At 46.4% G+C, this 14,976-nt stretch carries 1 protein-coding gene; it reads right to left on the reverse strand.

The window, feature by feature from the left end; genetic code table 11:
* Positions 1-50 precede the first annotated feature (50 nt).
* Positions 51-14,960 (reverse strand): calcium-binding protein, encoded by a 14,910-nt coding sequence (locus tag ZMTM_RS13520; protein ID WP_318840493.1) that lies wholly within the window; start codon positions 14,958-14,960, stop codon positions 51-53.
* Between the last annotated feature and the right edge of the window lie 16 nt (positions 14,961-14,976).

Below are 14,976 nucleotides of genomic sequence, written 5' to 3' on the forward strand. Positions count from 1 at the left end.
ATTTCCCCTTTATTAGTAGTGAGTTGCTGCTTGTTACTTTTTATTGCTTACTAAGCCCAATTCGCTGCAAGCACAGGAGCCAGTTGCGTTTGGTACGCTGCTGGTAATGTGGTCTGTCCAGCCGCAGGCGGTGTTAGGCTCGCCATGGCGTTAACCAGGTTCTGCACCTGCGTATCCAGCAATGTATGGCTGCCATCCACGGTCGTGATTTGTTCTACGTGGTTGGCGGTCGCTGTATACCAGTCTTTGATCACAGTCTTATCCGCAGTACCGATGATGCTGATCTCCAGGTTATTACCTGTGTGGACAAACCAGAGTTGATCGTAACTGGTACCTGATGTGAATTTGAGCACGTCTGTATTACCAACGGTGGCATCGTTTTCAACGACAGTATCGATCCCATCTCCTCGGGTGAACTGATAGGTGTCATTGCCTGTGCCGCCAGTCAGGGTATCAGCACCTAGACCGCCAATCAGGGTGTCGTTACCTGCATCACCTGTGAGTTGGTTATTGCCCGTATTACCAGTCAAGATATTGGCTAATGTATTACCGATACCGTTGATATTGCCAGTACCTGTCAGGGTGATGTTTTCCAGGTTGGTACCTAGCGTGTAGGTCACACTGGATAGCACGCTGTCAGTACCTTCTGATGCATTCTCAGTGATGACATCACCTATGTTGTCGATGACGTATGTATCATTGCCTGAGCCACCTAGCAGAGAGTCTGCACCTGCACCGCCATCCAGCGTATCGTTACCTGCGCCGCCAGTGAGTGTGTTGATGGCACTGTTGCCAGTTAATACGTTATCTAGGGTATTACCAGTGCCATTAATTGCTGTTGTACCAGTCAATGTGAGATTCTCTACATTACTGCCTAAGGTGTATGTGATAGCGCTCTTGACTGTGTCAGTTCCAGAGCTGGCTGCTTCTGTCACCACATCGCCAATATCATCCACGATATAGGTGTCGTTGCCTGTACCACCAATCATGGTATCAGCACCAGTTCCGCCATCAAGGATGTTATCTGCTGTATTGCCCGTGAGTTGATTTGCAAGGGTGTTGCCTGTTGCATTGATTGCAGCGGTACCTGTGAGCGTGATGTTCTCAACGTTGGCAGCAATGGTGTAGCTCACGCTGGCCTGTACAAGGTCTGTACCTTCAGCCGCATTTTCTGTGATCAGATCGGTAGCACTGTCCACCACATAAGTATCGTTGCCAGCACCGCCAATCAGGTTGTCGTTCCCTGTACCGCCATCCAGGATGTTGTTACCTGCATTGCCAGTGATGGTGTTATTAAGCGCATTGCCAGTGCCGTTGATATTCGCGGTACCCGTTAGCATCAGGTTTTCTAGGTTAGGGCCCAGGATATAAGTGATGCTAGATTGCACCGTGTCAGTACCTTCAGCGGCATTCTCAGTGACAAGATCGCCTACATTATCGACGACATAAGTGTCATTACCTGCACCACCTGTCAGCGTATCTGCGCCAGTGCCACCATCCAGAATGTTGGCGCCTGTGTTACCTATCAAAGTATTAGCCAGGGTATTACCAGCCGCGTTGATGGCTGCCGTACCTGTGAGCGTTAGATTCTCAATATTCGCTGCCAATGTGTAAGTAACACTAGATTGAACTAGATCGGTACCTGCATTTGCTGCTTCTGTGACGACATCACCTATGTCATCGACGACATAGGTATCGTTGCCCGCTCCGCCAATCATCGTGTCTGCGCCTGTACCACCACTCAGAACGTTATCTGCGCTATTACCGGTCAACACGTTAGCCAGAGTGTTACCTGTGCCATTGATTGCGGTTGTTCCTGTTAAGGTCAGGTTCTCCACATTGGTGGTCAAGGTGTACGTGATACTGGACTGAACTGTGTCAGTACCTTCAGCAGCATTCTCAGTCACAACATCACCGGCATCATCTACAACATAGATATCATCTCCCAATCCGCCTTTGAGAGTGTCTGCACCTGTACCACCGTTCAAGGTGTTATTGGCTGCATTACCGATGAGGGTGTTGGCCAGTGTGTTACCTGTGCCGTTAATGGCATTGGTCCCTGTGAGTGTCAGATTCTCTAGGTTTGCAGCCAGGGTATAGGTCACGCTTGCCTGTACAAGATCTGTACCTTCTGATGCATTCTCGGTAATGAGGTCACTGACGCTATCTACGATGTACGTATCGTTGCCAGCACCACCAATCAGGTTGTCATTGCCTGCGCCACCATCCAAGATGTTATTGCCAGCATTACCTGTAATGGTATTGGCATCAACACTGCCTGTACCATTGATATTGCCTGTTCCCGTCAGGGTGAGTTGTTCAACGTTGGCTGAGAGTGTATAGCTCACGCTGGACTGAACAAGATCGGTACCACCACCAGTCAATTCTGTAATGACATCACCTACGTTATCCACGATATAGGTATCGTTGCCACCACCACCAATCAAGGTGTCGGCGCCAGTGCCGCCATCCAGGATGTTGGCGCCACTGTTGCCAGTGATCGTATTAGCCAGCGTGTTGCCAGTGCCATTAAGGGCTGTGGTGCCAGTGAGGATAAGGTTCTCAACATTGCTGCCTAGTGTGTAGGTGATTGAGCTTTGTACAGTATCGTTGCCTGCACTTGAACCTTCAGTGACGACATCGCCAGTATTATCTACCATGTAGGTATCATCACCTGCACCACCTATCAGGGTGTCTGCGCCTGTACCGCCGTTCAGAACATTGTTGCTAGTATTGCCGGTAATCGTATTGGCGAGTGTATTGCCAGTACCGTTAATGGCATCCGTGCCTGTCAGGGTGAGGTTCTCCAGATTAGCACCCAAGGTATAGGTGACGCTGGCTTTGACCAAGTCAATTTCGGTAGTCACTGTTGAGGTTTCCGTGACAACATCAGCTACGTTATCCACGAGGTACGTATCGTTGCCAGTACCACCAATCAGGGTATCTGCACCGAGGCCACCATCCAGGATGTTATTCCCAGTATTCCCAGTGAGTGTATTGGCATCGGCGTTACCTGTACCGTTGATGTTACCAGTGCCTGTGAGGGTGAGTTTTTCTACATTGGCAGTGAGGGTGTAAGTGATGCTTGATTGGACAAGGTCAGTGCCTTCAGCAGCATACTCAGTGACGATGTCCCCTGCGTTATCGACCGTATAAGTATCGTTACCAGTGCCACCAATCAGGGTATCGGCACCTGTACCACCGTCTAATGAGTTATTACCAGCATTACCAGTAATGACGTTAGCGGCTGTATTCCCTGTACCGTTAATTGCGGCAGTGCCAGTCAAGGTAAGGTTCTCGACATTGGTGGCGAGGGTATAGCTCACGCTGGATTGGACTGTATCTGTGCCAGCGTTCGCTGCTTCGGTCACGGCATCACCTGTATTGTCGACGATGTAGGTGTCATTACCTGCACCACCGACTAATGAGTCAGCGCCTGCGCCGCCATCCAGAATATTGTCGGCAGCATTGCCAGTGATGGTATTTACTGCCGTATTACCCGTTCCGTTGATCGCTGATGTGCCTGTGAGCGTGAGGTTTTCCACATTGGCAGAAAGCGTATAGGTCACGCTAGCCTGGACCAAATCGGTACCGGCACTCGCCGCTTCTGTCACGACATCACCGATATCATCGACGACATAAGTGTCATTGCCAGCACCCCCATTCAGGGCATCGACACCAAGACCACCGTCCAGGATGTTATTACCGCTGTTACCAGTTAGAGTGTTGGCCAGTGCATTACCTGTGCCATTGATGGCTGTGGTACCAGTTAACAGCAAGTTCTCAAGATTGGCGCCAAGCGTATACGTGATGCTGGATTGAACGGTATCTGTTCCCTCATCTGCATTCTCGGTGACGACATCGCCAGCGACATCAACGACATAAGTATCATCGCCAAGCCCACCTGCCATGGTATCTGAACCAGTGCCGCCATTCAGGGTGTTAGCGGCGCCATTACCTGTCAGTACATTGTTCAATGTGTTACCAGTACCGTTAATCGCCGCATTTCCTGTCAGCAATAGGTTCTCGACATATGAAGTTAAGGTATATGTAACGCTTGATTGAACGGTATCGGTCCCTCCGGAAGCACTCTCACTGACAAAATCGCCAGTGCTGTCCACGATATAGGTATCGTTACCAGTTCCACCATAAAGACTGTCATTACCAAGGCCACCATCAAGTATGTTGTTGCCATTTGTACCAAAGATAGTGTTATTGAGAGAATTACCTGTGCCATTGATATCCGAGATGCCAGATAGATAAAGGTTTTCAACGTTTTCTGATAATGCGTATGAAACGCTGCTGTTAACAGAATCAGTACCTTCGTTTAGATTTTCTTCAACAACGTCAAGCGCATCATCTACATAATATGCATCATTACCAGCGCCTCCAAGCATTGTGTCAGTACCCGAGCCTCCATCGATCCAATCGTCTCCATTTCCACCATCGAGTAGATCACTCCCTGAGCCACCAGCTAAAGAGTCAGCACCAGCATCACCATATAACTGATCATTACCTACAGTACCGTTTATCCCGTCATTTCCATCTCCCCCATGTACGGTATCTGACGTATCACCCAGGATGACAGAATCATTACCAGAGGTCAGAGTCAAACTGTAAAGTGCAAATAGCTGCTCAACTGGAATTAATATGTCTGTAAATTGGATCTGGGTAATTCGATAATCAGACCCTATGAAATAATTCATCAAGGTAACTGAGTCACTTGCTCCATAATTCATAACCAGATTATTATCCAGTTTCTGAATGCTAGTTAACCCATTTGAAGCAACATCACTAAACTGGAGAGTGTCGACATGACCGATTGTTGTGTCGTATTGATAAATATTATCAATACCGTCGCCCTGTGAAACTATGAAAGTATCACTACCATCACCTCCGCTCATATAGTCTGAGCCCGTAGAGCCTATTAACGTATCGTTTCCTGCTTGACCAAACAAGGAGTCATCGCCAGCGCCGCCAACCAAACTATCACTGCCATCGCCTCCATCTAAGTAATCACTTCCTTCTTCGCCAAACAATTTGTCATCACCGCCATTACCATATACGTAATCGTCCCCTGCATCGGCGTAAGCAGTGTTTGAAGTATCATCAAGACCAATGGCATCATTCCCGGAACTAAGATGCAGTGGATAAATTGCTAAAAGTTGCGCTACAGTGAGTGTTGTATCAGAGAATTGAAACTGATCAACTCTATAATCCTGTACAGAGTATGGATTATAATAATTTAGCAAGGTCAGGGAATCGCTGGTTCCATACTCGATGACCAAATCATATCCAGAGTAACGCAAAGCTCTGAGTTCTGTGGAAGCAACATCTGTAAACTTGACTGTGTCTACTCGACCAATTGTTGTATCGTGCTGAGCAAGGGCATCTATTCCATCCCCCTTCGAAAACACAAAAATATCACTGCCATCGCCACCATTTATTGTGTCTGAACCAATACCACCGATAAGAATATCATTACCTGCGCCTCCGTCCAGATAGTCATTTCCAGTTCCGCCATACAGGACATCATTGCCGTCATCTCCAGACAAACTATCATCGCCAATCCCTGCATTTAATTGATCATTACCAGCCCCTCCATAAAGAGAATCGTTTCCGTCGCCCCCATCTAGCAGATCATTATCGTCCTCACCCAGCAGGATATCGTTACCAGTATCTCCATTTAAGTAGTCATTGCCAGTTCCACCGTAGAGAACATCATCCCCAGCTTGGCCGTATAGTCTATCGTCCCCGCCATAACCAAAGACAGTATCATTCCCTAGCCCCGCTAATACATTTTCTCCATTGTCAGTGAAGCCTGTTGAGTCGTCTCCATCTGTCAGGCTAATGGCATTAAGGGTTAGTAATTGATCAACTGTTAATGTTGTATCAGTAAATTGTATCTGGCTAATTCGGAAATCTGTAGACAGGAAATGATTTTGTAATACGATTGAATCACTGACTCCGTAATCAAGAATCAGGTCATTACCGCTATATCTAATTGCCCTAAGTTGAGTTGATGCCACATCAAGAAACTGCACTTTGTCAGCATGGCCAGCAGACACATCATAATTATAGATAGTGTCAATGCCATCACCCTGGGAGAAAATGTAGGTATCACTATCATCGCCACCGATTAGGCTATCGTTACCTATTCCACCCTTTAGAGTATCTGAACCTTGCCCACCCGTAAGATAATCGTCATTCGCTGCTCCAGCCAAACTATCATTACCAATACCACCATCCAATGTATCGTTATCGGCACCACCATCCAAGGTGTCGTTACCGGCGCCGCCACTTAGGCTGTCGAACCCAGTTTCTCCATATAATTTATCATCACCACCATTGCCAAGTAATGTGTCATTCCCTGCACCTGCCAGGACAAAATCTGCATTCTCTCCGAAACTCTGATTGTCATCGCCAGAAGTTAGAACTGTTGCATTGGCATTCAGGACTTGGTCCACAGTAAGTGTCACGTCACTAAACTGGATCAAATTAACTCGATAATCGGCACTCACCATGTAATTCTGTAAAATTACAGAATCGGTCGTTCCATAATCAAGTACCAGGTCACTCCCTACGGTACGCACACTTCTGAGCTGATTTGAGGCAACGTTGGTGAAGCGAACGGTGTCAGAGCGTCCTGCTGAAGTATCAAGATTATTGATAACATCTATTCCATCACCCTGAGTAAAGACATAGATGTCATTACCATCACCACCATTTAAGGTATCGTTACCAGTAGAACCCTGAAGAATATTATTGCCGCTATTCCCAGTAAGTTTGTTGCCTAGTGTATTACCTGTAGCATTTATCGCCGACGTACCCGTCAGAATAAGATTTTCAATGTTGCTGATCAACGTATACGTTACGCTTGATTGAACAGTGTCTGTTCCAGCAGATGCAGCTTCAGTGACGACATCAGCGGTATTGTCCACGATATAAGTATCATCACCTGCACCACCTACTAAGACATCGGCACCAGCACCTCCATCTAGAATATTGTTACCACTATTACCGTTAATGGTATTGGCTAATGTATTACCTGTGCCATTTAGCGCAGAGGTTCCAGTCAGTGTCAGATTTTCTACGCTAGCAGATAAGGCATAGTTGACGCTTGATTGAACAGTATCTGTGCCTGCGCTCGCTGCCTCAACAATAGTGTCCCCAGCATTGTCGACGTAATAAGTGTCGTTACCAGCGCCACCAGTTAAGGTATCTGCACCCAGTCCGCCATCAAGAATATTATTGCCGCTATTCCCTGTGATACTGTTGGCTAACTCATTGCCAGTACCGTTGATGGCAGCTGTTCCGGTAAGTGTAAGATTCTCAAGATTTGCACCTAGTGTGTAGGTAATCCCTGATTTAACAGTGTCTGTACCCTCATTGAAGTTCTCAATGATCACATCAGATAGGGTATCGATAACATAGGTGTCATTACCCGTGCCGCCAGTCATGGTGTCTATACCAGCCCCACCATCAAGAGTATTGTTTCCACCGTTTCCAGTTAACTGGTTTGCAAGTGCATTACCCGTGCCGTTAATAGATGCAGATCCGATTAATGTCAGATTCTCTATGTTGGCACCGAGAGTAAAGCTCACACTGGATTGGACTATATCGGTGCCTTCCGAGGCACTCTCTGTCACCGTGTCCCCTGCACCAACAATATAGGTATCATCACCTAGTCCGCCAGCCAAGGCATTAGCTGCTGTGTTCTGTGAACCGTCTAGGAGATTGTTTAGAACGTTACCAGTACCATTAATGGCAGCAGTGCCAGTAAGTACTAGATTCTCAATGTTATTACCAAGGGTGTATGTAACTGAGCTACGGACAGTATCTATCCCCTGATCGGCACTGCTAAAATCGTAAGGACCTATAACTTCAACAACAACATCCCCAATATTGTCTACAACATACGTATCACTGCCATATCCTCCAATCATGGTGTCTGCACCAGCTGCACCATCAAGAATATTATTGCCATAATTCCCAGTGATTACGTTATTTAGGTTATTTCCTGTAGCGTTGTAGCTTTCGTTATAGTTACCTGACGTTAACCCCATGAAAGTTAAATTCTCAATATTTGCGCCTAGGGTATAGCTACCGGTTGTAATAATGACGGTATCTGTTCCTTCATTTGCATTCTCTACAACCACATCATTTGTATCAATCGCATAGGTATCATCACCAGCCATTCCCGTTAATACATTGGAGGCTGAATTGCCAGACCCATCTAGATAATTGTTATTTGCGTTTCCAGTACCGTTAATTGTCGCAGTTCCTGTAAGCGTCAGATTTTCCAGATTCGCACTAAGTACATAGGTTGCAGAAGTAATCACAGTATCGGTACCCTGGTTTGCAGACTCGACAACCGTATCTCCGGCACCTAAGATATAAGTGTCATCTCCTGCACCGCCGGTCAATACGTTAGCGGCACCGTTTTGTGATCCATCAAGTATATTGTTGGCGCTATTCCCTGTGCCGTAGTCAGCAGAAGTTCCGTTTAGTATTAGATTTTCCAGATCGCTGGAAAGCGTATAAGAAACTTTGCTGTATACCGTATCAATACCACCAGTATCAGTAACGACATCTCCGACTTGGTCAACATAAAAAGTATCATTACCTAGGCCGCCATTCATTGTGTCTGCACCAGCGCCACCGTCTAAAGTGTCATTACTAACATCGCCAGTGATTACATTGTTTAGTGCGTTGCCAGTAACGGTAACATCATTCATATAGAATTTTGTCACTGAAAATGGAGGGTAATAATATTGGGTATCAATAACAGCGTTTTCAATGTTATTGCCCATTACATAACTGCGGCTAACGTGGACAGTATCTATACCTTCATTGTCTAGCTCAACTACGTTGTCTATAACATACGTACCAGAAGTGTTCTGGTTTAAACCATCATGCAAATAGTAAACATCATCGCCCTTCCCCCCAACCAACAAATCCAGGTATCCGTCATACTCAGTATCAATATTTGACCCTCCGTAGAGGGTGTCATTACCATCTCCACCATATAAGGTGTCAGTTCCTGAGTTACCCATCAGTAAATCGTTACCTGCAAGGCCGTAAATTATATTGGAGGCTTTATTACCTTTGATGAAATTGTCTAACTCGTTGCCCGTCCCATTGAGGGGGTCACTGATCGAATTATGATTGACTGAATAGGTGTCAGATAACAACTCAAGATTATCGATGTCAGCGGTGAGTGTCCAGTTGATCGAACTCATCACCTTATCAACGCCACCTCCCGATATAGTTTTATCACCAATATTGTCTACATAAAAGATCATGCCGCCAGAACTACGGCTGATCATTGTATCTGCACCAAGCCCACCGTTAATAAAGCGGGAACTGCTAACTAGATCATCGCTCCAACCAAGAATTACATTATCTAAAGCATTGCCAGTAGCTGAAGCAAGAGTCATGTAACTGCCGCTTAATGTCAGATTTTCTATGCCATCCTGTAAAGTATAGTATTGCTTATTAGTTACGATAGTATCTATACCTTCATTAGCCTGCTCAACGACAATGCTTTGCGAATTAGAATCTTGAACATAGGTATCGTTTCCAAGACCACCCATCAGAGTACTTCCTGGACCTCCATCCAAATAGTCATCCCCATCATCCCCATAAGCAATGGCATTTGCCGATGCGTAAATTGTATCGTTACCAACACCTCCATGAATGAGACTGCCGCCATTCAACACGTCATTGCCAGCACCACCATTTAAGGTATCCCCAACGCCTCCATTTAGTGTGTTATTGCTGGCATTACCGACGATATTGTTACTAAGGGCATTGCCTGTAAGTGTTATATTTAAGTAACCTGTAGCAGTGATATTTTCAATATTGCTAGGTAAGGTGTAAGAAACTGATGTGTGAACATTATCAATGCCTTGATTAGCAGCTTCAGTAATTACATCATTAATATTATCAACTATGAAAGTATCGTCACCTGATGTACCGACGAATGAATCCGCACTTCCATAAACGGTATTCGTAGATATATAGGACTTATTCCATACAGTTCCATCGGCGAACTCTATACGATCATTGTGGCTATTCGCTGTCGTGGCGTTGAAATAATTGGCCCAACGCATCTGATTATTACTGGCATCAACCACGACATAAAGATCATCGCCCATTCTGAACAAAGTAACATCTGTGGTTAAAATTCCACTGCCAAAGAGAATTCTATTATTTCCTTTTAAGTCATTTATGTAGTCAAAACCATCACCCCGTTTATAAATATAAGTTTCGTTGCCGACAGGCACATACGACGCATAATCTGAATAATCATCACCTACAAGTTGGTCATCTCCTGAACCACCCTCTAAGGTGTCATCTCCCCTACCTCCAATAAGGACATCTACATCAGACTGACCTGACAGGAAATCATTGCCTCCGCCGCCCCAAATGACATCGTTGTATTGACCACCGTAGATGACATCAGCAGTATCCTGGGCATATATGGTGGAAGCGCCTAATTTGGCAGCCATGAGCGCTTGTTGGCTGATACTTGTGCCGTCTGCGAATGCATAGGTTTTAATGGTTGAGCTGACTCCGTTTTCTATAAAAATAGAGTCTGTAGGACTGTAAGAAAGAATAATATCTTTCGAGCCATTATATGAGTAGAGAGATAGGTGGATGGAATCCAAGGTAATGCCGGCACCAAATACAATTTTATTATTGCCTGTATTAGTATCAATGATTCCTTCATATGCTTGGCCTAAATATCTCGGACTATCACCCAGATTGATTTGATAAGTGTCATCACCATCGCCGCCGTCCATGCGGTCAGTTCCCGCACCGCCTATCATGGTGTCGTTACCTGCCATGCCATACATGGAGTCAGTGCCATCGTCACCATAGATAGTGTCATCGGTGGCATAGCCAATAATAGTGTCATCGCCCGCAGTGGGTGTAATGAGCTTGGTTTTGATAGTGGGAATGTCCCATATGGTGCCATTAGCAAACTGTATCTGGTCTAATGCGTAACCTTCAGTTGCGAGACCATCCTTGTAAAAATATTTCTGGATAGTTACCTGGTCAGTTGTATTTTTAATTTTTACAATCAGGTCATCACCTGTTCTACTCAAGGCAATATCTGTCGGCAAAATATCAGTGCCAAATTTCAGAATATCAAGGGCAGTCCCTGATGGATTGAGTTCATAGTTCTGAATAACGTCAATTCCACTGCCTCGATTAAAGATGTAGGTGTCACCGCCATCACCACCATATAACGTATCGTTACCAGCACCTCCATCCAAGGTGTCATTGCCTGCGTAACTGGTAATGACGTCATTCCCAGCCAGACCATTGAGATTGTCATTACCAACATAGCCAAATATCTTGTCATCGCCTGTGGTGACAACCATCACCATGGCATTCACTGTGGCGGCTGTCCATGTAGTTCCATCCGAAAACTTGATCGATTCAACGGCATAAGGCGATGTACCATCATCAGTGAAATAGCCAGATACAGTAATACTGTCAGAAGTACCATTGACAGTAATAATCAACTCACTATTATCGCGCCTGACACTGATATTCGCAGGGGTAATACTGCTATCGAATACAATGCTATCAACATGACTGCCAAAGGTGTCATTATCGAAATTAACAATCGTGTCCTGCCCAAAACCTACCCCAAACTGGTAGGTGTCTGCGCCATTGCCACCGCTTAAAAAGTCGTTACCTGTACCGCCATTCAATATGTCATCACCATCGGCTCCGATAATGCTGTCGTTCCCATCTCCACCCAACAGAATATCCGCTTGGTCAGCTCCTTGAATGGTGTCATTACCGCCATAGCCGTTAATGTAATTACTACTCCCAAAAATCCCATTGAGTTTGCTAGAGCTATTAATGTCGTTAATAGTGGTACTCAAACTCGCCACCAGTGCCTGTCTAATCGGCGTACCAATCGGGTTAGCTTTACTAGCAAGTTCGTTGAGAATGCCAGTACCGCCATCCACCCCTAGTATGCGCAGGTTACTTATCAGCGCATTGAGACGGCTCAGTGCGCCTGCTGAATCGGTGGCGTAGGCTGATTCGAGTGTGGTAATAAGTGTGTCAACGTTGAAATTGACGGGGTTGCCACTACTGTCATTAGTGAACTGTACCTTGTTGAGTAGATCACCCAGTTGGCCGCGTAAAGTGAGTTCAGCACCAAAGTAGGCTTTTACCTGCTCATAGTTCTTAAGCAAAATGGCAGCAGCAGGCCCATGCGGATTAGGGTCACGCACGCCCCAGCACCATGTACCAAGATAGCTTTCTCCATACAGGGTTTCCAGAAACTCCAGCTTACGGGCATCGCCAATGGCATTGCCGTAGATCATGGAGGCACTTCGGCTGGCAGGGTCTACATCCTGCACACCTGCCCAGTAGTAGAGAATGCTGTTCAGGGTGGCATCACGTGCTGCGGGGTCGGTCTGGATGCCGTATTGGGTGACGAGGGTTTTGAGTTGGCCTGTGGTATCTCGTGCCATGGCTTGTTGCAGGCTGGTGAGGTTGCCCCAGCCATCTAGGTCAGGCATGGCGGCGATCTCGGCACTGACAGCAACGGAGGTGGTGCTGACGGTATTCATGGTGTTTTGTTTGAACCAGATGTCGTTGATGCTGCGGGTCTGGTTGGTAGTGGTGGTGTAGGTACCCAGCTCTCGTTGTTCATTGCCATTGGCGTCTAGCTGGTAGCCGATATTGCTCTGGCCGATGCCAGGGTTGCTAATGGTATAGGCGGTGCTGGTGTAGCCTAGGTTGATGCTTTGGACATTGGCCTGGGTGAGTGTCTTGAGTTCACTAATTTGACTGACGCCATCCTGGTTGGTGTCTTGCCATATCTGGAGGGTGCTGAAGGCAGTGTCTGTGCTGTCTATCTTGCCATCCTGGTTGCTATCTAAGTCGGCGAGTGCGGCAAAGCCGTTGGCGGCATTGGTGCCTGTGCTGAGTGCGGTGTTGTTGCCGAAGAGTTCACTGCCGTTGTCGATGATGCCGTTGCCATCGATATCGCGGACGAGCATGCCGTCATCGGCACTGGCCCAGGCAGTCTTCTGGGCAAAGCTGTTGCCGTCGTGGTCAAAGTAGACGCCATTGTCGAGGGTGGTGGTTTCTACACCGTCGCCATCGAGATCAAGGATGAGGGGGCTGGTAGTGCGCTCGGCCTGAGCGTAGGTTACTTGACCATTTTCGAGTGCTTTTGGAAGAGAGTTTTTAGGCTTATCAAGCGGGTCAGTGTCTTTGAGCGTAATGCCGAGGTCACCGTTCTTGAAGTTGTTGACGGTGATGGTGCCGCCGACCAGATTGGTAATGGTGAGGGTTACTGGGCCTGCATTCGGGTCACTATTGGCGCTATAGGTGAAGGCTTTAGTGTTAGGGTCGTTGTACCAAGTAAGAGCACCGTGACTTTGATTCTTACCTCCCTTGAGCACAATATCCTGTATCTTTACCTGACCTTTAGTGTCTGAATCCAGAATAGTGTCATTACCTTGCCTGTATGAGAACTGGTAGAGGTCTTCACCTGCACCGCCTTGTAACTGGTCATCGCCTTCTCCACCAAAGAGGGTATCGTTACCACTACCGCCATTCAGGGTGTCATTGCCGGCATTACCGATCAATAAATCGGCCTTGTCTCCGCCAGTGAGGTTGTCTCCCGCATCTCCGCCCAGCATGAATGAGGCACGACTCTGGTTACCACTAGCGACCATTCCGCCAGTACCGGCCTGCACATACCAATCCTGCATGTTAGGCAAGTTAGTATTAATTAACTTATTTGCTTGTGCGCCAAATGCCTGCGACTGATGATTTAAATATTGTTTGAAATAAAGGTTATAGCCTTTGGCATCACTGAGACTGCTGGCTACATCAGCTATGTCAAACTTGATACCACCAGTCAATTCGGAGAAAAGCTCTTTCGTTGAATTAGTGGCGTTGGGGTTTTCGTAGTACATCTGCATGGCAAAAGCCATCAACATCTTGCTGACATTAGCCTCTCCGCTTGCCCAAGGGCCATTGGGATCTTTCATGGTCAGGCCGCCGTCTTTGGCGAGTTTGGTCATGTCTGAGGCAAAACGTGTAAGCATGTTGTCTGCGGTGACGCTACCTGCAACACCAAATTCGTGACTCAATAATCGGCGCAATAAATCAGGCTTACTGGTTTCGGGCTTAGCGGCGTATAAGTTTTTATCATCTGCTAGTAGCGACACCAAATCGGGCAGCTTATTTACGGCATTATGAAACGCAGAGGAATACTGTATGGCTGTCATCAATCCCATGGAATGAAGTTCAACTGGCGCAGCGTTGGTGTTTCCGGTAGGAATCACATATTCTGGCCCGACTAATGTATCGCCAGGGAACCTTGGATAGTTAAGAATTTCCCCTTGGAGGTAATAGTGGGTGATGTTCTGTTCTCTGCTCGCAATCAAAGTCTGTGTTGATTGAATGGTTTGGGATTGAAGTACGTAGTTTGAGAAGTTGCTATCGGTATAGCCTTTGCTCTGCATGTAGTTATTAACAAGATTGGTGATTGCGTTATCTTGTGCTGCCATTTGGAATGGCGCTTCGTCAAATACGGTAGCTTGTTTGTTGAAATAGACCGACATGAGTGATGCCAGACCGCCGCCTAAGGAATGCCCAGTAAAAGTAATAGTGGCGTTAGGATGAACAGCTTTTTGAGTAAAATAATAATCGATGGCATCAAAGAGTTGAGTACTGGGTACCGCAATGCCAATAGCCCAGTTCAACATGTCCAGCTTATCGTTGGTGCCAGTATATGAAATCACCATCTCATTGGTTTGGCTGTTATAGAAAGCCCCTGCGGAAAACCCGGAGGCCTTGTCTGGTTGCCAACTGAAACGATCCCATCCCAAAGGGACGCCTATCAGATTCACGTCTGAAGCAGCGTAAACGTTTAATGAAAACTTCATATATTCTAATACTGAGACCATTTTTTAATTCTCCGTT

This window comes from Methyloradius palustris, assembly GCF_019703875.1.
Classification (GTDB): Bacteria; Pseudomonadota; Gammaproteobacteria; order Burkholderiales; family Methylophilaceae; genus Methyloradius; species Methyloradius palustris.